The sequence below is a fragment of the Streptomyces sp. NBC_00554 genome, from assembly GCF_041431135.1.
In the GTDB taxonomy this organism is placed as follows: domain Bacteria; phylum Actinomycetota; class Actinomycetes; order Streptomycetales; family Streptomycetaceae; genus Streptomyces.
The window spans coordinates 3,890,408-3,909,355 of record NZ_CP107799.1; the positions used below are offsets into that span (position 1 = coordinate 3,890,408).

Below are 18,948 nucleotides of genomic sequence, written 5' to 3' on the forward strand. Positions count from 1 at the left end.
TCAGTCCCCAGGCGACGCCGAACCGCCACGTCTCTGGTTGATCGCCGTCAAGTCGATCTCGACCTCGAACGGGACGGTGAGCTTGAGGCGGTCGTGGAAGATTCCGGTGAGGGCGTAGGACTTGGTTGCCGAGTCGAGTTCGTAGACGTAGACGACGGGCAGGCCGTTGTCGTCGTCCTCCACCCGCCAGAAGTGGGGGACCTCTGCGGCGGCGTACTTCCGGAGCTTCACCTCTCGGTCGCGCTCACGTGAGTCCGGCGAAACCACTTCGGCGGCCAGGACGATGTCCTCGGGCTTGTACCAGGTCTGCTTCGGCCCTGTGTTCGCCTCCACGGGAAAGACGAGAACATCCGGCTCCGGACGGTTCTTGATGTCCAGTTTGATGGTCATCTCCCGCATGACATCAAGATGATCCGGGGCCTGCTCCAGAAGGCTGTTCTCCAGCAGGCGCACACAGCGTCCGTGGAAAGCGGTCCGCGGACTCACGAAGACGAGGCTCCCGTCGATCAGTTCCGTATGCGGCGGGAGGCCCGGGATGCGATCGAGGTCGTCCGCGGCCCAACCCTCTGGGGGCGGGATCGGCCAGTAGTACGGCGGCTCGTCGTCGCGTCCGTTCCCGGATGCGGTGCTCGTGATGGCTCCCATGTGACGGAGTCTCGCCTGCCGAGGCAGCGCGCCCAGCGGGATGTCACCTGCCTCCCCCCAACGGGTGACCCCCACGGTCAGCCCCCGAGCCCCCGAAGCACATCCACCTAATCTGACGACATGTCAGATGATGAGTCGTACGAGCTGCTCGGTTTCGACAACGCGCTCCTGCCCGTCGGGAACCTCGACGAGGCCGTGGACTTCTATGAGCGGGCCGGCTTTCCCGTCGCGTTCCGGCTCGACGAGGCCGGGATCGCCCTGCTGAAGGTGGGGAAGGAGACGCCGGGGGTGTTGCTGCGGCTGGACGAGGAGCTGAGTCGGCGGGCGCCGGTGTGGGCCTCGGTGCGGGTGTGGCTGGAGGTGCGGGATGCGCGGGCCGTGGCCGGGGTGCTGGCCGCGGCGGGTATCCAGACCCTCGACGCGCCCTTCCGCGGCGCCACCGGGTGGACCGTCGAGTTCGCCGACCCCTGGGGGAACGTCATCGGCCTCACCGACTACAGCAAGCGGCCCGAGCTCAGCCGGCAGGCATAGCCGCCCTCCGGCCCGAGCTCAGCCGGCAGGCATAGCCGCCCTCCGGCCAGAGTTCTGCCGACAGGCATAGCCCCCCTCGGCCCAGAGTTCTGCCGGCAGGCGTGACCACCCACACCCCGCCCCACCATCTCCCTCGACTTGAACATGTTCAAAAGCGGGTCTACATTCTTTCTCGACAGCGTTTTGAACGCGTTCAAGAAAGCATGGAGGGGTGGGGACATGGACCTCACGGTCGTCTCGTACGTCATCTATCTGCTGGTCAGCATCGCGCTGACCGTCTGGGTGGCGCGCACGCTCAGCCACAACGGGCGGATCTTCCTGGCCGACGTGCTGCACGGGAACGAGAAGCTCGCCGATGCCGTCAACCACCTGCTGGTGGTGGGCTTCTACCTGGTCAACCTGGGCTTCGTCGCGCTCTATCTGAACGGGGACGACGAGATCGCGAACGCCCGCGAAGTCTTCGAGGCCCTGTCGACCAAGCTCGGCGTGGTGCTCCTCGTGCTCGGAGTCATGCACCTCGGCAACGTGTACGTGCTCAACAAGATCCGGCGCCGGGGCGTCATGGAGCGGGAGCAGCTGCCGCCCGTCGCGCCGACCGACTGGATCGCTCCGTCGGCCGGGGCGTGACCCCGATGGCCGGCATCCCAGCCACCCGGGACCGGGACGCCGCGCGCGTCCCGGTCCTCGGGCTCACCGTCCTGTACGACGCCCAGTGCTCGCTCTGTACCTTCCTGCGCGACTGGCTGGGCAAGCAGCCGCAGCTGGTGCCGCTCCGGTTCGTTCCGGCCGGGTCCGCCGAGGCCGGGCAGCGGTTCCCGACGCTGGACCAGCGGGCCGCCCTCGAGGAGATCACCGTCGTCGGGGACGGCGGGCAGGTCTACCGGGGGCCCGCCGCCTGGGTCGTATGCCTGTGGGCACTGCGCGAGCACCGGCCGCTCGCCCACCGGCTGAGCACGCCGGCGGGTGCGCACCTCGCGAAGGGCGCGATGCTCGCCGCCGCCAAGTGGAGGGACAGCCGAAAGGCGGGAAGCGGCGGCTGGAACGGCAGCGGCTGGGGCGGGAGTGCCTACTACAGCGGTGACGGATGGGTCTACCACCCTCAGTCGGGCTGGACCTACAGCCCTCCGACCGACTGGACCAACAGTCCTCCGGCAGTCCGGACCGACAACCCTCCCGCAGACCGGACCAACACACCTCCCGCAGGCCGGACCGACAACCCTCCCGGCTGCGACAGCGGCACCTGTTCCACTCGTTAGGCTCCTTCTCGTGCCAGTACCGACAGACAGCCCCGGCTCCGACAAAACGCTCCCTCCGGAGAAGGGCCCTGAAAAGGGCCCCGCCAAGAGCGAGCAGACCCGCGCCCTGATCCTGGAGACGGCGATGCGGCTGTTCCAGGAACGGGGGTACGACAAGACGACCATGCGGGCCATCGCCCAGGAGGCCGGGGTCTCCGTCGGCAACGCGTACTACTACTTCGCCGGCAAGGAACACCTGATCCAGGGCTTCTACGACCGGATCGCCAAGGAGCATCAGGCGGCGGTCCGGGAGGTGCTGGATCGGGAGACCGATCTGGAGGCCCGGCTCGGCGGGGTACTGAAGGCGTGGCTGGACATCGCCACGCCGTACCACGAGTTCGCGGTGCAGTTCTTCAAGAACGCCGCCGACCCGGACAGCCCGCTCAGCCCCTTCTCCCCCGAGTCGGAGCACGCGCGCGAGGAGGCCATCAGCGTTCACCGGGAGGCGCTCGCCGGGGCCAAGACCAAGGTGCCGGAGGAACTCCGCGACGCGCTCCCCGAGTTGATGTGGCTCTCCCAGATGGGACTCGTCCTGTACTGGGTCTTCGACCGGACCGAGGGACGCGAGCGCAGCTACCGGCTCGCCGAGCGTGGCGCCCGCCTCACCGCACGCGGTGTCTCCCTCGCCCGTTTCCGCATCCTGCGGCCGCTCGTCCACGAGGTGCACGAGCTGTTCACTGACTTCCTGCCGGGGATGACGAACGCGCTGCCGGACCCCGCGAAGAAGCGCTGAGGGGCGTGCTCCGGAGAACAACCCTCCGGAGCACGCCCCTGCACTTCGGCCAACCCCCTCAGTTGACGGCGTCGACCTCCCCGTCCGCCAACTCCACGTCGTGCACCAGCGGTTCATCGGTCACGACCACATGCCGTGCACGGGGCGCGTACGAAGGAGCCGTCGCGGCCACCAGATAGGTGCCCGGGACAGGGACCGAGACGATGTACGAGCCGTCCGCCAGGGACGTCACGCGGTCGAGCTGGCGGCCGCCCTTGGAGAGCAGCAGGATGACTGCGCCGTCGACCGGGGCGCCCTCCCCGTCGCGGACGAAGCCGTGGACCACCGTCGCGCCGGACGAGGCCGCTGCAGGGGCGGGCCCCGAACCGTCCTCCTTCGGCTCCACGGCCAGATGCGGCAGCCGCTTCTCCAGACCGGCGGGCAGCCACCAGTTGGACTTGCCGAGCAGATGCATCGCGGCCGGCACCAGGGCCGTACGGAGGATGAAGGCGTCCAGGGCGACCGCCGCCGCCAGGCCGACTCCCGCCATCGCGGCGCCCGTGTCGCCGCTCAGTACGAAGGCCAGGAAGACGCAAACCATGATCAGGGCGGCGGAGTTGATGACGCGGCTGGTCTCCGCCAGGCCGACGCGGACCGCCCGTGCGTTGTCCTTCGTGTGCACCCATTCCTCGTGCATCCGGCTCACCAGGAACACCTGGTAGTCCATCGAGAGGCCGAAGAGGAGCGAGAGCATGATGACGGGCAGGAAGGAGTTGATCGGGCCTTCCTTGCCGAGGCCCAGCAGATCCAGGCCCCAGCCGTACTGGAAGACCGCGACGAGTACGCCGAAGGACGCGGCGGCCGCGATCAGGTTCATCACCGCCGCCGTCAGCGGTACGACGATCGAGCGGAAGGCGACCATCAGGAGCAGGAAGCCCAGGCCGATGATCGCCAGGACGAAGTACGGCAGCCGGTCCGCGGTCACGGACGAGAAGTCCTTGGAGACCGCTGTCACGCCGCCGACATGGGCGGTGACGCCCGCGTCCGGGATCACCTGGTCGCGCAGAGTGTCGATGAGCTCGTCCGTCTCGACGGACTGCGGTGACGTGGCCGGCACCACCTGGATCACCGTGACGCCCTGGCCGGGCGGCAGGGCGACCACCTGGGCGACGCCCTCGGTCTCGCGGATGCCGGTGACCAGGGCGGTGGTGTCGGGGCTCTCCGTGACCACCTGGAGGGGGCCGTTGAAGCCGGGGCCGAAGCCCTCGGCCAGCAGGTCGTACGCCTGCCGGGTCGTCGACGACGCGTCGTCGTTGCCCTGGTCGGTCGTGCCGAGCCGGAGCGACAGCAGAGGCAGCGCGAGGACCGCCATGACGACCACGGCCAGCGCGGCGACCTTTCGCGGGTGCCGCTCGACGTTCGCGGACCAGCGCACCGCCAGGCCGCTCGTACGGTCGGGCTGCGGTCCCTCGGCGGCGAGCTTGCGCCGCTGGCGGCGGCTGAGCACCCGGGTGCCGAGCAGGCCGAGCAGTGCGGGCAGCAGGGTGATGGCCGCGAGGACGCTCAGCACGACGGTGACCGCCGTGCCGACGACCACGCCGTCCAGGAAGCGCATGTTCATCACGAGCATTCCGGCGAGCGCGATGACCACCGTGCCGCCCGCGAACAGCACTGCCCGGCCGGAGGTGTTGAGGGCAGTGACCGCCGCGTCCTCCGGCTTCTCGCCGCGCATGATGCCGCGCCGGTGCCGGGTGACGATGAACAGCGCGTAGTCGATGCCGACGCCGAGACCGATCAACGTGGCGAGGAGCGAGGCGAGTTCGGGCACGTTCGTGACATGGCTGAGGAGCTGGGTCGAGAACATGCCGGTGCCCACGCCGAAGATGGCGATGCCGATCGGCAGCAGCATCGCGAGGAACGAGCCGAAGGCCAGGTACAGGACGATCGCGGCCGCGGCGACGCCCACCAGCTCGGCGAGGCCGGTCGGCGGCTCCTGGACCCGCTGGATCGCCTGACCGCCCAACTCCACCTCGAGGCCCGCGCGTTCGGCGTCCTGCGAGGTGTCGACGACGTCCTGGACGAGCTCCTTGGGCACCGCGTTCGCCTGCTCGGCGAAGGTGACCTGGGCGTAGGCGATCCGCCCGTCCTCACTGATCTGCGCGGCGCCCCCGGCCGCGTACGGGTTCGTGACGTCGCCGACGCCCTTCATCTTGCCGATCTCGACGAGCGCGGGCTCGATCCGGGACCGTACGGACTCGTCCCGTACCGATCCGCTGTCGACCTTCCACACCACCGTGTCGGTGTCGCCCGCCCGCTCCGGGAAGGCCTTCTCCATCAGGTCGTACGCGCTCTTGGAGTCCGTGTTGGGAAGAGAGAAGGTGTCCGCATAGTTCGTGCCCGCGGCCGAACCCGCGAAGCCGAGTCCGAACAGCGCCCCCACCCACAGCAACAGGACCACCAGCCGGTGCCGATAGCACCACCGTGCCAATGTCGCCACGCTCAACGCTCCTTCGTCGGGTCCCCCGGGTCCTGAGCCCTCAGGATCTCCGCAGCTCCCTCCGCAGGGCACCGCCCGCCCATGACTCTCAAGGAACTCCAAGGAGAGGGAACGGGCCCGTTGTCAGTGGGGGCGCGGATACTGGGGGCATGACCGCTCTGGAGGGGGCCACCGTCCTCGTCGTCGAGGACGAGCCGAGCATCGCCGACGTCCTGACCATCGCCCTGCGCTACCACCGCTTCGAGGTGATGGTGGCGAGCACCGTCCGCCAGGCGCTCACGCTCGCCGAGCGCACCCGCCCCGACGCGGCGCTGCTCGACGTGATGCTGCCGGACGGCGACGGGCGGGCGCTGGGCCGTGAACTGCGCCTGCGGCAGCCGGACCTGGCGATCGTGTTCCTCACCGCGCGGGACGCGCCGGCCGAGATCGTGGGCGCGCTCGGCTTCGGCGACGACTACATCACCAAGCCGTTCAACATCGACGAGGTCGTCGCCCGGATCACCGCCGTACTGCGCCGCACGCGCCCGGCGGACATCCTGCCGGAGCGGCCGCCCCTGCGGTACGGCGATCTCGAGTTGGACGAGACGACGTACCGCGTGCACCGCGGGGACCGCACGGTGGAGCTCACCCCCACCGAGTACGCCCTGCTGCGCTTCCTGGTCCGCAACGGCGGGCGGATCGTCCCCAAGGAGCAACTCCTGCGCCACGTATGGCAGTACGAGCACTCGGCCGAGTCGACCGTCGTGGAGACGTACATCAGTTATCTGCGCCGCAAGCTGGAACCGCTGGGGCCGCCGGTGATACAGACCCGGCGGGGCGTCGGATACGGGCTCGCATGAGTGTCTGGCGCGTGGTGATACCGCCCGTGCGGATCCGCCGTCCGCACAGCCACCACGGGATCCACTCGCTGCGCGGCGGACTGACGCTCGCGAACGTGGCGCTGCTGGCCCTGGGCATCATCATGGCGACCGCCGTGAGCCTGATGGGCATGCGGCACTATCTGCTCGACCAGGTCGACGCCGAGCTGGTCAAGACACGCGACTCGCTGGGCAGTTCGCAGCTCACAATGCGGCAGATCGACTCGCTGAGCGCGCTGGCGTTCATACGCGACCGGCTCGTACCGCAGACGGACGAGTCGCCGAAGCCCGACTCGATCTACGCGGCGGTCGACACGCACGGGGCGGTCATCGCGATAGGCGGCATCAAGCCGACCAACGCCCAACGCGCACTGGCCGCTGCCGTGGACAACCCGCGCGCACTCGCCGACGACACCGAACCGCAGGACATCAACGTGAACAGCGCCGACTACCGGGCGACCGGGACGCGGCTCGCGGACGGCACGTACGTCCTGCTCGCCAACTCCACAGACGGACTGCACACGGGCATCGCGAAGGCGCTCAAACTCGATGTGGCCTTCGGGACACTGCTGTTGGCGCTGCTCGGATGCCTGACGATGTTCAGCGTGCGCCGCCGGATGCGGCCGCTGGAGGACATGGTGGAGACCTCGTCGGCGATCGCCGAGGGGGATCTGACCCGGCGGGTGCCCTCCAACCGCCATCCGACCCAGGAGGTCGAGCAGCTGCGGATCGCCCTCAACTCCATGCTCCACCAGGTCGAGTCGGCGCACCGGACGCGTGAGCAGAGCGCGGCCCAGCTGCGCCGGTTCGTCGGGGACGCCTCGCACGAGCTGCGCACACCGCTGTCGGCGATACGCGGCTATCTCCAGCTGATCGAGAAGGGCATGCTGCCCGATCCGGCCGAGCGCAGGCGGGCCTGGGACCGGATGCACGCGGAGGCCGACCGCATGGGGCGCCTCGTGGACGAGCTGCTCACCCTGGCCCGGCTCGACCAGCGGCCCGAACTGCGCTTCAAGAACGTCGACTTGAGCCGTCTGGTCCGGGACGCAGCGGAGGATCTGCGGGCCCAGCAGCCGGGCCGCCCGGTGACCGTCGGCGCCGACGGCACGCTCCTCGTGCACGCCGACGAGTCGGGGCTGCGGCAGGTGCTCGGCAACCTCGTGGGCAACGTACGCACCCATACGCCCGCGGAGGTGCCGGTGCGGCTCGGTCTGGAGCGCGAGGACGGTGTCGTACGACTGTGTGTCGCGGACGAGGGTCCCGGTCTCGCGGCGGACGACGCGGCGCGTATCTTCGACCGGTTCTTCCGGGCGGGCGGCGGGGCGGGCAGCGGGCTCGGCATGGCGATCGTGCAGGGTGTGGTGACGGCGCACGGGGGCGAGGTGGCGGTGCGGACGTCGCCGGGTGCGGGGCTGGCGGTGACGGTGTCGCTGCCGGCGCGGCAGCGGGCTTGAGCGCGCTTGTCGGGCCCTTGCTCGGCCTGCGCGAGTTCGCCTGACTAAATACGGATCACGTGGTTGTCGTCGCCACGCGCCCTGGTGAAAGGTCGGATGAGGGCCGTCACGCGGACGACGCGGCCACGACCACCCACACCGTCTTCCCGTAGCGCCCCCGGCTCCACACCCCCCACGCCTCGGCGATGCTCTCGACGATGTGGAGCCCGCGGCCGGTCTCCTCCCACTCGGCGACCGTCCGCAGCCGGGGTTCGGTGAAGCCTTCGTCGGAGACCTCGATGAAGCAGGAGCCGTCGGCGAGGGCGGTCACAGCGACCTCGAACTCCCGCTCGAGGAGCGGGCCGTGGCGCACCACGTTGGTCGCCAGCTCGGAGACGAGCAGGACGGCGTCCGCGAGGACCGGGTCGTCGATGCTGTGGCCCCAGTCGGCCAGATGGTCCCGCACCCGGTGCCGGGCGAGACCGACGGATGCCGGATGCCGGGGCAGCCGGAACGAGTTGCGTCTCAGCACATCGACTCCTCACCCCGCACACATCTCCGACACATGATGCTGCGTTGAGCGAGGGTGCGCTGTCACTCGGGTGAGTACCGACCCACGGGATCACGACACTTGTCATACTCGGGAGATCGCGCCGCTTGTCATATCCAGCTCAGCCGCCAGAGGCGGAATACACCGGTCCCGTCCGACAGATACTGGCCACCGCCGACGTCCTCACTGCTGAGCACGTACTCCTTGCGCTGCCACAGGGGAATCAGCGGAACATCGCGGGCCACGACGTCCTGCAACTCCCGGAAGTCGGCGGTGGTGACGCTCCGGTCCTCGTTCTTCTGAGTGGCCAGAATCAGCCGGTCGACGTCCTTGCTGCTGTACCCGTTCTTCATGCTGTTGCCGGTACCGACGAGCGGGGCGCTGAAGGTGTCCGCGTCCGGGAAGTCGGCGACCCAGCCGACCGCCCATGCGTCCAACTCCCCGTCCGCGTAACGCTTCTGGAAGTCGGTCCACTCGTACCCCTTGGTCTCCACTGCGAAGAGCCCGCCCGCCTCGAGCTGCCGTTTCAGCTCGGCGGCCTCTTCCTTCGCGACGCCCCGCCCCTCGGCGTACCCGTAGGTGAAGCGGACCGGCAGCTGCACCCCGGCCTCCTCCAGCAGCGCCCGCGCCTTGTTCGCGTCGGGCTTGGGATTGGCGTCGAAGAACGAGGTCGAGTGGCCGGTGATGCCGGTGGGGACGAGCCCGTACAGCGGATCGGTGGTCCCTTTGTACGTCTCGCTGACCAGTTGCTCGCGGTTGATCAGCGCGGCGATGGCCTGACGTACGCGGCGGTCGTGCAGTGGCGAATCCGCGCGGACATTCAGCACGAGATTGCGGCTCTCGGGGCTGTCGGCTTCCGTGACCCGCTGATTGGGATCGCTCGCCGTGAGTTCGGAGAGCACCTCGGGGGGCAACTGACGGGTGACGACATCGAACTCCTCCGCCTTCCAGGCCCTGTTCAGCGCCTGCGAGTCGGCGTAGTAGCGCAGCTCGATGGGCCGGCCGGTGTCCTTGACGGCGCCCTTGTAACGCGGGTTGGGATTCAGAACGGCGCGCCAGTTCTTCGTATACCTCTTCAGCACATACAGCCCGGTACCGTCCGCGCCGGTGTCCGTGCGCAGGCCGTCCTTCGGATAGCGGGTGTGGTCGACGATCGACCCGGCGCCGGTGGCCACCTTGAACGGAAAGGTCGCGTCGGGCGAGGACAGATGAAAGGTCACCGTCTGCCCACTGGCCTCCACCGAACCGAGCGTGCCGAAGAGACTGGCGGGACCCACCTCGGAGTTGATGTCCTTCACCCGGTCGAAGGAGAACTTCACGTCCTCGCCGGTCATCTTGAGCCCGCTCGGAAACGTCAGGTCGTCGCGCAGCGTGCAGCGGTACGTCCGCAGCCCACTCCCCACGAAGCCACAGCTCTCCGCCGCGTCCGGCACGGGGGTGGCACCGCCCGGCTCGAACGTCAGCAGCGTCTGGAACACATTGCTGAACAACGCCCAGGATCCGGCGTCGTACGCCCCCGCCGGGTCGAGCGACGTCACCACATCCGTCGTCCCGACCGTGATCGTCCTGTTCCTGTCCCCCTGCGACGGCAACAACTGCCAGCCGCCGACTCCCGCGCCCGCCAACACCAACAACGTCGCAAGAATCCGTATGCGAACGGATCGCATCGGTTGCCTCCCCAGGCCCCACCCCCGCGTCACTCCCCAGTGACGCGGGTCACCTAACCACAGGAGTTTCAACCGAGGGAAGAGGTATCGGATGGCTCAAATAGGCTTGTGGGCAAGCGAGTTACCGCGGAGAGTCATGAGGGTTTCCCCTCCGGACAGGAGAGGACGGCGTCGCTGCGACTCAGCGCCGGCGCTCGCGGTTCACAAAGTGAACCAAGGCAAGCAGCACCGCGAGAGCCCCGACAGAGCGGCTGACGAGCTCGAACAGATCCTTCTCCATCCCGTCCCGCAGTCCCAGCAGACCGGTCCACCCCGTCCACCGCAGGATGAGGGAGTAGATCCAACCGACCAGAGCCAAAGGGGCCAGTACGACGGCGAACCGGCCCTCACCCGAAGTACGCAGGGCAAGCAGGCTGCTGTACACCTCTCGCACGTCGAGCAGCGGAGGCTGCCCCTCCTCACCCCGAGCCCGGGCTTCATGGGCGTACCAGAGCGCGGCACCGGCCAGGCACAGGCAAAGCGCGACGATGGCCAGCGCCCTCGGACCGGATCCCGCCTGCTGCCAGGACGTCCACATCCATACGAAGGACCCGGCCCACATCACCCCACCCGACAGGCAGCAGGTCCTGATCACCCTGTCCCACCCGGAGGTCGCGCGGCGCAGGGTCCCGCTTGCGTGGACGACAAGCAGAATCGACATTGCGATGGGGGCGAGCCGGGCCGCATCCCCGTAGTCACGAAGGTGCTGTTCCGTGGACGACTGTCCGCCTGGGAGATGCCACACCCTGTAGAACGTCCAGAACACTACGAATAGCGCCGCCAGCAGCCAGCCGAGGCTCAGCCTTCCCGCTGCGGACGAGAGCATGATCCTTCTGGGCTTGGTCACAAGGCGCAATCAAAGACCAGGACCCTATGAAAGGGCAGAGCCTCAGGCCTGCCGCGAAGCCAGCTCCACCACCGTGATGTCCGACGGCGCCCCGACCCGCGTAGGCGGCCCCCACGCCCCCGCACCCCGGCTCACGTACAACTGCGTGTCCCCGTACCGCTCCAGCCCGGCCAGAGTCGGATTCGCGAGGTCCGCGATGAAGTTGCCCGGCCACAGCTGGCCTCCGTGGGTGTGGCCGGAGAGCTGGAGGTCGACGCCGTGTTCGACGGCGTCGTGGATCTGGACCGGCTGGTGGGCCAGTAGGACGCTCGTCCGTGACGTGTCCCGGTCGCCGAGCGCCTTGGTGAAGTCGGGGCCCTGGCCCTCGCTCTCGCCAGCCACGTCGTTCACCCCGGCGAGGTCGAAGGCGGGCAGTTCCACGCGAGCGTTCTCCAACGGGCGCAGACCGAGCCGTCGTACCTCCTCGACCCACTGCTCGGCACCGGAGAAGTACTCATGATTGCCGGTGACGAAGAACGCCCCGTGCCGGGCCTTGAGCTGGGCGAGAGGAGCAGCCGCGGGCCCGAGATCCTTCACACTGCCGTCGACCAGGTCACCGACCACCGCGATGAGATCGGGCTGGGTGGAGTTGATGGTGTCGACAACACGCTGCGCGAAGCCACGCCCAAGAACCGGCCCCAGATGGATGTCGCTCACCACCGCGATCCGGAACCCGTGCGCGGACCGAGGCAGCTTGGCCAGCGGCACGGTCACCCGCTTGACCGAGGGCCCACGCAGAACGCCGTACGTCCCGTACCCAACAGTCCCTACCGCCGCAGCAGCCGCGACACCCCCCACCACCCGGGAGACGAAGAGACGCCGAGACGGCCCGCCCCCCGCAAAACCGCCAGAAGGGGACGTACCGGAACGTCCGCCCGCAGCGGCTGGCGCGTCAACACCGCCCCCCTCTTGAGCAACCGATTCCGCGCCAGACCGAGGACGGATGCTCCGGTGCGGCCCCGACCCGACGACAACCGCGGGCGGGGCAGACACGTCAGGCTCGGCAGCAGTCCCCCGCCGCTCCAGGAACCGCCGCAGCAACGGCCGTACGACCTCCCCCACGAACAGGGCAAGACCGAGGTAGATGAACAGCGCCAGCCACAGGAACCCGGGCCAGGCCAAGGTTTGCTGGAGCCAGAACGGCGCACCGCCGCGCTCGGCGACGAGAGCCGTGACCATCAGCACGGGCCCGGCGACGAACACGACGGCACCCGCACGGCGGGCAAGCCCCGGCCCGCGGGTCGTGTCGCGCACCAGGCGGCGCCACTCGTACCAGTGCAGTGCCACGATGGCGGCCACCACAGCCACCAGGATGATCACAAAGACGACGACCACGGTCTCGTACCCCCGGTTATGACGACGACGTCTGAGACGACGCCGTCTCGCGCAAGGCGCGGACCCCGCGCAACCCGATGCCCCCGACAACCGTCCCCAACACAAAGGAGACGACGGCGAGCGTCAGGTGCACCCAGAGGTACGCCGTCGGATCCCCCGCGTCGTCGAACGCGAGCCCGCTGCCGTCCTTGAACAGATTCTTGATGAAAGTGATCCAGATGACCCAGCTCCACACCCCGAAGGCGAGCAGGAACCAGGAGACGGGGCGGGTGAGCTTCATGGGTTCAGTATCGCCGTCGCCGGCCGGTACCCGGCGCCGGGGTGGGGAGGGGGTTGGGACTTCGCGCCCGGCGCCCTGTACTTTCTCGACCGTGCCCGCCACCAATAAGACCGTCACGCGATCCTTGCTGGTCACTTCCGCCACCCTGTTGTCCCTTTCGCTCACGGCCCCCGCCTTCGCGGATGCGAGCCCGTCGGCCACCCCGTCGGCCACCACCTCGCCGTCGGCCACACCCCCGGCGAACATGTCGACGGTGGGCGGCGAGCAGCTCGGCCAGGCCGGAACCCAGGTGAATCTGGGCACCGGCGCCCCCGTGCTCCCCAAGGACCTCAGCGCCCGCTCCTGGATCGTCTCCGACGCGGAGTCCGGCGAGGTCCTGGCCTCGCACAACGCGCACTGGCGACTGCCCCCGGCGAGCACCCTGAAGATGCTGTTCGCCGACACGCTGCTGCCGATGTTCCCGAAGACGACGGAGCACAAGGTCGTGCCCTCCGACCTGGCCGGCATCGGTTCCGGCTCCAGCATGGTGGGGATAAAGGAGGACGAGACGTACACGGTCCACGACCTGTGGCTCGGCGTCTTCCTTCGCTCGGGCAACGACGCCGTGCACGTCCTGTCGGCGATGAACAAGGGCGTCGACCAGACGGTCAAGGACATGCAGGCGCACGCCGAGGAGCTCCAGGCCCTCGACACGCACGTGGTCAGCCCCGACGGCTACGACGCGAAGGGCCAGGTGTCATCGGCGTACGACCTGACGCTGTTCGCCCGCTCCGGGCTGCAGAAGAAGGACTTCCGCGAGTACGCGTCGACGGTGTCGGCGAAGTTCCCGGGCGAGACGACGAAGGAGAAGGGCAAGACGACCCGCGAGTCCTTCGAGATCCAGAACACCAACCGGCTGCTCACCGGTGACAGCGACATCTCGCAGTACCAGGGCATCGCAGGTGTGAAGAACGGCAACACCACGAACGCGGGCGCCACCTTCACCGGCGTCGCCGAACGCGACGGCAAGGTGCTGCTGGTCACGGTCATGAACCCGGAGAAGGACGAGCACAACGAGGTCTACAAGGAGGCGGCCGCCCTCCTCGACTGGGGTTTCAATGCGGCGGGCAAGGTCGAGCCGGTGGGCGAGCTGGTGCCGCCGCAGGGCGTCGACTCGAGCGCGCAGCCGGGCGCGAACGCGACCACTCCGGGCGCGAAGAGCTCGGGCGAGGCGTCCACGAAGCCGGTGGCGGCGTCGGCGGACGCGAGCGACGGTTCGAGCGGCATGGGGATCGCCCTGGCCATCACGGGCGGCCTCCTCGTACTGATCGCGGCAGGCGGCTTCCTGGTCAACCGCCGCTGGCCGCTGCCGGACCTGATGCGCCGGCGCCGCTGACCCCTTCCTCGGCCTCCACCTCGGCCCCCTCCTCCCCCGCATCGGGCTCGTCCTCCGCGCTCTGCGTCGCCGTCCAGGCGGCGCAGAACAGCAGAAGCTTCGCGGTGAAGTTGATCCACAGCAGCAGCGCGATGGGCACCCCGAAGGCCCCGTACATGCTCTTCGACGCGACCCCCTGCATATAGCTGCTGAGCAGCAGCTTGAGCAGCTCGAAACCGGCGGCGCCGATCACCGCTCCGACGACGAGCCGACGCCGCGGCGGCTCGACACCGGGCAGCAGCGTCAGGACGTACAGCAGGAGCAGGAAGTCGGCGAGTACGGCGACGGCGAACGCGGCGCCCTGCAGAAGGACCCCGCCCCAGCCGTCCTCGTCGATACCGATCTGCCGGGCCGTCCAGCCGACCGTCGTGGACGCGACGGTGGAGGCGGCGATGGTGACGAGCACGGCGCCACCGAGCCCGACGAGCACGCCAGCGTCCTTGAGCTTGGCCAGGAGGGGGTTCTCCTCCGGCTCCGGCAGCTCCCACACCGCCCGCAGGCACTCCCGCATCTGGCCGACCCAGCCGATGCCGGTGAACAGCAGAACGGCGCCCGCGATGAGGCCGATCGTGCCGGCGTTCTGGACCAGCGAGTTGATGTCGAGCTGGTCGGAGATGCCCGGCACCTGCTCGGCGAGTTTGTCCTGGAGCTCCTCCTGCTGCTCGCTGCTCAGCGTGGCGGCGGCGATCGCGGCGGCGACGGTGAGCAGCGGGAAGAGCGCGATGAAGCTGATGAAGGTCATCGCGGCGGCGAGCCGCGTCCACTTCACCCGGTCGAGCCGCTCGTACGACCGCCACGCGTGCGTGGCCATCAGACGGGCGACCAACGGTCCCACGCCGGGAAGCTTCTTCAACCAGTCCATGATCCGACTCTGCCCTCGCCTCGGAAAACCAATGTGCGGGTACCCCAAAACGCGGACCGGTGCCGTTGGCCGAGGCTCACCAGTTCGCCACCGCGAGCCCGTACATCGCCAGCCACACCACCCCGATGAGCGCGAGCGCAGGGTCCCGGAGCACCACGTCCTCGGGCTCGCCCGCGGTTCCCCGGTCGGCGAAGACGGCGTACCGAAGAACGGCCAGGATGAAGGCGATCATCGACAGCTGCCGCCACGGCAGCACGCCGGTGCTGGGCACCCCGCCCTCCTCCAGGGCCCACAGGCAGTAGCCGAGGACGGCGACCCCGGCGGCCAGCTGCCAGACGAAGCGCAGGTAGCCGGTGGTGTACTCGGTGAGCAACGCGCGCGTGGCGCCCGCTTTCCCGGCCATCTGCACGGCTTCGGAGTAGCGCTTCGCCGAGACCATGAACAGAGCCCCGAAGCCGGTGGTGATCAGGAACCACCGCGAGAGCGGGATACCGAGCGCGAGCCCGCCGATCATCGCCCGCATCAGGAACCCGCTGGTGACGACGGCGAGGTCGACGACCAGGACATGCTTGAGGCTGACGCAGTACGCCAGTTGCATCCCGATGTACGCGGTCAGCAGCGCGGGGACGACCGGCGGGCAGAGCCAGGCGGCGGCGGTCGGCGCGAGGACGGCAAGGACGCCTCCGACGGCGTACGCGACCGGGACGGGGACCTGGCCCGCGGCGACCGGGCGACGGCGCTTGACGGGGTGGGCGCGGTCGGCGGCGGCGTCCCTGGCGTCGTTGATCAGGTACACGGCGGCCGCGCAGGCCGTGAAGAGCACGAAGACGAGCGAGAGTTGGGTGAGCGCGTGCCGCGAGAAGAGCTGGCCCGCGGCGGCCGGCGCGGCCACGACGAGCACGTTCTTCACCCACTGGCGGGGGCGCGCGGTGATGAACAGCCCCCGAGCCAGGCGCGTAAGCCGCCCGAAGGGCGTGAGACTCTTCGCGCGCGCCGGAGCGAACGGCGCGCACTCCAGAAGTACAGTGCCGGCCACCCGCTCAGAACGCTCCACCCCCTCCACGCGCTCCGTGCGCTCCGCCCGCTCCGTGCGCTCCGTCACGACCGCCCCCCGATCCAGCGAGCACCGAGCCGAGCCGTCACGGCCCCCAGCGCAGCACCCGCGGCGACGTCCGAGGGGTAGTGCACGCCGACGACCATCCGCGACACGCACATCGCCGCAGCGACCGGCGGGATCGCACGCCCCCCGAGCGCCCCCAGCGCGCCGTACGCGACCGTCGCGGCCGCCGCCGAGGTGGCGTGCGAGCTGGGGAAGGAGTGCCGTCCGGCCGTGCGCACCAGCGGCACCACATGTGCGGGGCGCGGACGGCGCACAATCCGTTTCACGCCCATGCTGACGGCGTGCGCGGTGGCCGTGAGCGCCGTCGCGCGCAACCACGCTCCGCGCCGCTCCCTGTCGACGGCAGCCCCCGCGATCCCCACGGCCAGCCACAGCGCGCCGTGCTCCCCGCTCCAGGACAGGGCGCGCGCGACGGCCGCTACACGGGAGTCGGCGCCGCACTCGTGGAGCGCCGACAGCAGCCGGTGGTCGATGCCGCCGGGCTCGCCACCAGCGTCATCGCGAGGGCTGCCGTCAACGTCATCGCGCAGGCTGCCGTCAACGTCGTCGTCAAGTTCGTCCATGTGATCTCACTCTTCTAGGGAGCGACCACAGAACTAAGACAATCTATGACGACATCCCATTAATCACCCATTTCGGTGAGGACCCATGAGGGTAGGAGAGGTCGGGACGTAATACCCCCTTACCGACGCTACGGTCACGGTCATGCCCGCCGACACCGTCTCCGTCACGGGTTGGGGCCGCACCGCCCCGACCCGCGCCCGCCTGGTCCGCCCGTGCAGCTACGAGGAGGCGGCGGCCGCCGTCCGCGAGTGCGGGGCACGCGGAGGCATCGCGCGGGGCCTGGGACGGGCGTACGGGGACGCGGCACAGAACGCGGGCGGCGCGGTGCTCGACATGACGGGCCTGGACCGGATCCACACCATCGACGCCGACGGCGGAACCGTGCTCTGCGACGCCGGAGTGAGTCTGCACCGGCTGATGGAAGTGCTGCTGCCGCTGGGTTGGTTCGTGCCGGTCACGCCCGGGACCCGCTATGTGACGGTCGGCGGCGCGATCGGCGCGGACATCCACGGCAAGAACCACCACGGATCGGGCTCGTTCGCCCGCCATGTGCTCTCCTTCGAGCTGCTGACCGCGGACGGCGAGATCCGCACGGTGGACCCCGGCACCCCCCTCTTCGACGCCACTTCGGGCGGCATGGGCCTCACCGGCGTGATCCTCAAGGCGAGCGTCCGGCTCCAGCCCGTGGAGACCTCGCTGATGTCCGTCGACACGGAACGCGCGGCGGATCTCGACGACTTGATGGCCCGCATCACCGCCACGGACCACCGCTACCGGTACTCGGTCGCCTGGATCGACCTCCTCGCGCGCGGAACGTCGATGGGGCGCTCGGTGCTGACCCGCGGCGACCACGCGCCGCTCGATTCCCTGCCCCCACGCGCGCGTAGACACCCATTGGCGTTCCGTCCCTCGCAGTTCCCCGCCGCCCCCGCCTTCGTACCGGAGGGGCTGCTCGGCCGCTCGACGGTCGGCCTCTTCAATGAGCTCTGGTACCGGAAGGCGCCACGCGCGCGTGCCGGTGAACTGCAGAAGATCTCCACCTTCTTCCACCCTCTCGACGGGGTCCCCCACTGGAACCGGATCTACGGGCGCGGTGGCTTCGTGCAGTACCAGTTCGTCGTCGGACACGGCCAGGAGGAGGTACTCCGGCGGATCGTCGGGAGGATCTCGGGGCACCGGTGCCCGTCCTTCCTCGCCGTTCTCAAACGCTTCGGAGAGGGCGATCCGGGCTGGCTGTCCTTCCCGATGCCCGGCTGGACCCTCGCTCTCGACATCCCGGCCGGACTGCCCGGCCTCTCGGCATTCCTCGATGAGCTGGACGAGGAGGTCGCGGGGGCCGGCGGGCGCGTCTACCTCGCGAAGGACTCGCGGCTGCGGCCGGAGCTGCTGGGTGACATGTATCCACGACTGGCCGAGTTCCGTTCGCTGCGGGCCGAGTTGGATCCACGTGGGGTGTTCACGTCGGACCTGTCCCGTCGTCTCAATCTCCAGGAGTTGTCATGAAGGACGCCTTCGGTCTCCCCCAGTCCCTGCTGATCCTCGGCGGCACGTCCGAGATCGCGCTCGCCACCGCGCGCCGTCTGATCGCCCGGCGCACCCGGACCGTGTGGCTCGCGGGACGGCCCTCGCCCGCCCTGGAGCGGGCTGCCGAGCACCTGCGCGGGCTGGGCGCGGACGCCCGTACGGTCGCCTTCGACGCCCTCGACCCCGAGTCCCACGAGCCTCTGCTCGGCAAGGTCTTCGCCGAGGGCGACATCGACATGGTGCTGCTCGCGTTCGGCGTGCTCGGCGACCAGGCGCGGGACGAGCAGGACCCCGTGTCGGCGGTGCGGGTCGCGCAGACCAACTACACGGGCGCGGTCTCGGCCGGCCTGGTGTGCGCGCGGGCACTCCAGGCCCAGGGGCACGGCTCCTTGGTGGTGCTGTCCTCCGTCGCGGGCGAGCGCGCCCGCCGCTCCAACTTCATCTACGGCTCCAGCAAGGCGGGCCTGGACGCCTTCGCGCAGGGCCTGGGCGACGCTCTGCACGGTACCGGCGTGCACGTGATGGTCGTACGCCCCGGGTTCGTCGTCACGAAGATGACAGCCGGTCTGGCGCAGGCGCCGCTGGCCACCACTCCCGAGGCGGTCGCGACGGCCATCGAGACGGGCCTGCGGCGGCGCTCGGAGACGGTGTGGGTGCCGGGCGCACTGCGGATCGCGATGTCGGCGCTGCGGCACGTACCGCGCCCGGTGTTCAGGCGGCTGCCGATCTAGGGTCTG

18 protein-coding genes and 1 pseudogene are annotated in these 18,948 nt (G+C 69.6%); 9 read left to right on the forward strand and 10 right to left on the reverse strand.

From position 1 onward, the window contains the following. Positions 1 to 645: a Uma2 family endonuclease gene (locus OG266_RS16740; protein ID WP_371546531.1), complete on the reverse strand. Its 645-nt coding sequence runs from the start codon at positions 643 to 645 to the stop codon at positions 1 to 3. 120 nt (positions 646 to 765) lie between these two features. Here OG266_RS16740 and OG266_RS16745 point away from each other — a divergent pair, with 120 nt between their 5' ends. From OG266_RS16745 to OG266_RS16760, 4 genes and pseudogenes are all read left to right on the forward strand, one after another. After that, a complete protein-coding gene (locus OG266_RS16745) occupies positions 766 to 1,176 on the forward strand; it encodes a VOC family protein (protein ID WP_371546532.1) in 411 nt (136 codons plus the stop codon). A 219-nt stretch (positions 1,177 to 1,395) separates the two neighbouring features. Then, the gene (locus OG266_RS16750; protein ID WP_326721075.1) at positions 1,396 to 1,803 is read left to right on the forward strand and encodes a hypothetical protein; all 408 of its coding nucleotides are present in this window, start codon (positions 1,396 to 1,398) and stop codon (positions 1,801 to 1,803) included. A 5-nt stretch (positions 1,804 to 1,808) separates the two neighbouring features. Further along, positions 1,809 to 2,303: pseudogene (locus OG266_RS16755) on the forward strand (thiol-disulfide oxidoreductase DCC family protein); the annotation flags it as partial. A gap of 253 nt (positions 2,304 to 2,556) precedes the next feature. Continuing rightward, positions 2,557 to 3,204 (forward strand): TetR family transcriptional regulator, encoded by a 648-nt coding sequence (locus OG266_RS16760; RefSeq protein ID WP_371552815.1) that lies wholly within the window; start codon positions 2,557 to 2,559, stop codon positions 3,202 to 3,204. 58 nt (positions 3,205 to 3,262) lie between these two features. Here the strand turns inward: OG266_RS16760 and OG266_RS16765 are convergent, their stop codons facing one another. Further along, positions 3,263 to 5,671 carry an MMPL family transporter gene (locus OG266_RS16765; RefSeq protein WP_371552817.1) on the reverse strand — a complete coding sequence of 803 codons (2,409 nt, stop codon included), beginning with the start codon at positions 5,669 to 5,671 and terminating at the stop codon, positions 3,263 to 3,265. A gap of 158 nt (positions 5,672 to 5,829) precedes the next feature. Here OG266_RS16765 and OG266_RS16770 point away from each other — a divergent pair, with 158 nt between their 5' ends. Beyond that, complete coding sequence (locus tag OG266_RS16770; RefSeq protein WP_329545894.1) at positions 5,830 to 6,519, forward strand: response regulator transcription factor; 690 nt, start codon at positions 5,830 to 5,832, stop codon at positions 6,517 to 6,519. Then, the gene (locus OG266_RS16775; RefSeq protein WP_371546535.1) at positions 6,516 to 7,991 is read left to right on the forward strand and encodes an ATP-binding protein; all 1,476 of its coding nucleotides are present in this window, start codon (positions 6,516 to 6,518) and stop codon (positions 7,989 to 7,991) included. The genes OG266_RS16770 and OG266_RS16775 overlap by 4 nt, the downstream gene beginning before the upstream one ends. A gap of 106 nt (positions 7,992 to 8,097) precedes the next feature. Here the strand turns inward: OG266_RS16775 and OG266_RS16780 are convergent, their stop codons facing one another. The 5 genes from OG266_RS16780 to OG266_RS16800 form a co-directional block, all read right to left on the reverse strand. Further along, positions 8,098 to 8,502 carry an ATP-binding protein gene (locus tag OG266_RS16780; protein ID WP_266455585.1) on the reverse strand — a complete coding sequence of 135 codons (405 nt, stop codon included), beginning with the start codon at positions 8,500 to 8,502 and terminating at the stop codon, positions 8,098 to 8,100. Positions 8,503 to 8,630: 128 nt separating this feature from the next. Next, positions 8,631 to 10,187 carry an ABC transporter substrate-binding protein gene (locus OG266_RS16785; RefSeq protein WP_371546536.1) on the reverse strand — a complete coding sequence of 519 codons (1,557 nt, stop codon included), beginning with the start codon at positions 10,185 to 10,187 and terminating at the stop codon, positions 8,631 to 8,633. Between the two features lie 181 nt (positions 10,188 to 10,368). After that, complete coding sequence (locus OG266_RS16790; protein WP_371546538.1) at positions 10,369 to 11,052, reverse strand: hypothetical protein; 684 nt, start codon at positions 11,050 to 11,052, stop codon at positions 10,369 to 10,371. 63 nt (positions 11,053 to 11,115) lie between these two features. Further along, on the reverse strand, positions 11,116 to 12,447 hold the full coding sequence (locus OG266_RS16795) for a metallophosphoesterase (RefSeq protein WP_371546540.1): 1,332 nt from the start codon (positions 12,445 to 12,447) through the stop codon (positions 11,116 to 11,118). A gap of 16 nt (positions 12,448 to 12,463) precedes the next feature. Continuing rightward, positions 12,464 to 12,727: an SCO4848 family membrane protein gene (locus OG266_RS16800; RefSeq protein WP_266455595.1), complete on the reverse strand. Its 264-nt coding sequence runs from the start codon at positions 12,725 to 12,727 to the stop codon at positions 12,464 to 12,466. A gap of 91 nt (positions 12,728 to 12,818) precedes the next feature. On the opposite strand from OG266_RS16800, the gene OG266_RS16805 reads away from it, so the two are divergent. Further along, positions 12,819 to 14,102, forward strand: coding sequence for a D-alanyl-D-alanine carboxypeptidase family protein (locus tag OG266_RS16805; RefSeq protein ID WP_371546542.1), 1,284 nt, complete (start codon positions 12,819 to 12,821; stop codon positions 14,100 to 14,102). Here OG266_RS16805 and OG266_RS16810 read toward each other — a convergent pair. From OG266_RS16810 to OG266_RS16820, 3 genes are all read right to left on the reverse strand, one after another. Beyond that, on the reverse strand, positions 14,056 to 15,003 hold the full coding sequence (locus OG266_RS16810) for a YihY/virulence factor BrkB family protein (protein WP_371546544.1): 948 nt from the start codon (positions 15,001 to 15,003) through the stop codon (positions 14,056 to 14,058). The genes OG266_RS16805 and OG266_RS16810 overlap by 47 nt on opposite strands. 76 nt (positions 15,004 to 15,079) lie before the next feature. Next, positions 15,080 to 15,955, reverse strand: coding sequence for a decaprenyl-phosphate phosphoribosyltransferase (locus OG266_RS16815; RefSeq protein ID WP_371552819.1), 876 nt, complete (start codon positions 15,953 to 15,955; stop codon positions 15,080 to 15,082). 146 nt (positions 15,956 to 16,101) lie between these two features. Further along, complete coding sequence (locus OG266_RS16820) at positions 16,102 to 16,686, reverse strand: phosphatase PAP2 family protein (protein ID WP_371546546.1); 585 nt, start codon at positions 16,684 to 16,686, stop codon at positions 16,102 to 16,104. Positions 16,687 to 16,828: 142 nt separating this feature from the next. Here OG266_RS16820 and OG266_RS16825 point away from each other — a divergent pair, with 142 nt between their 5' ends. After that, entirely contained in the window at positions 16,829 to 18,190 is a 1,362-nt protein-coding gene (locus OG266_RS16825; protein ID WP_371546548.1) for an FAD-binding protein, read from the forward strand. Beyond that, positions 18,187 to 18,942 carry a decaprenylphospho-beta-D-erythro-pentofuranosid-2-ulose 2-reductase gene (locus OG266_RS16830; protein WP_371546550.1) on the forward strand — a complete coding sequence of 252 codons (756 nt, stop codon included), beginning with the start codon at positions 18,187 to 18,189 and terminating at the stop codon, positions 18,940 to 18,942. Before OG266_RS16825 ends, OG266_RS16830 begins: the two co-directional genes overlap by 4 nt. Positions 18,943 to 18,948: the final 6 nt, after the last annotated feature.

What these genes read in the sequence shown, in the direction of transcription:
- OG266_RS16740 (WP_371546531.1), bottom strand. Translation starts at nt 645, where the DNA reads ATGGGAGCCATCACGAGCACCGCATCCGGGAACGGACGCGACGACGAG.
- OG266_RS16745 (WP_371546532.1), top strand. Translation starts at nt 766, where the DNA reads ATGTCAGATGATGAGTCGTACGAGCTGCTCGGTTTCGACAACGCGCTC.
- OG266_RS16750 (WP_326721075.1), top strand. Translation starts at nt 1,396, where the DNA reads ATGGACCTCACGGTCGTCTCGTACGTCATCTATCTGCTGGTCAGCATC.
- OG266_RS16760 (WP_371552815.1), top strand. Translation starts at nt 2,557, where the DNA reads ATGCGGCTGTTCCAGGAACGGGGGTACGACAAGACGACCATGCGGGCC.
- OG266_RS16770 (WP_329545894.1), top strand. Translation starts at nt 5,830, where the DNA reads ATGACCGCTCTGGAGGGGGCCACCGTCCTCGTCGTCGAGGACGAGCCG.
- OG266_RS16775 (WP_371546535.1), top strand. Translation starts at nt 6,516, where the DNA reads ATGAGTGTCTGGCGCGTGGTGATACCGCCCGTGCGGATCCGCCGTCCG.
- OG266_RS16785 (WP_371546536.1), bottom strand. Translation starts at nt 10,187, where the DNA reads ATGCGATCCGTTCGCATACGGATTCTTGCGACGTTGTTGGTGTTGGCG.
- OG266_RS16790 (WP_371546538.1), bottom strand. Translation starts at nt 11,052, where the DNA reads ATGCTCTCGTCCGCAGCGGGAAGGCTGAGCCTCGGCTGGCTGCTGGCG.
- OG266_RS16800 (WP_266455595.1), bottom strand. Translation starts at nt 12,727, where the DNA reads ATGAAGCTCACCCGCCCCGTCTCCTGGTTCCTGCTCGCCTTCGGGGTG.
- OG266_RS16810 (WP_371546544.1), bottom strand. Translation starts at nt 15,003, where the DNA reads ATGGACTGGTTGAAGAAGCTTCCCGGCGTGGGACCGTTGGTCGCCCGT.
- OG266_RS16820 (WP_371546546.1), bottom strand. Translation starts at nt 16,686, where the DNA reads ATGGACGAACTTGACGACGACGTTGACGGCAGCCTGCGCGATGACGTT.
- OG266_RS16825 (WP_371546548.1), top strand. Translation starts at nt 16,829, where the DNA reads ATGCCCGCCGACACCGTCTCCGTCACGGGTTGGGGCCGCACCGCCCCG.
- OG266_RS16830 (WP_371546550.1), top strand. Translation starts at nt 18,187, where the DNA reads ATGAAGGACGCCTTCGGTCTCCCCCAGTCCCTGCTGATCCTCGGCGGC.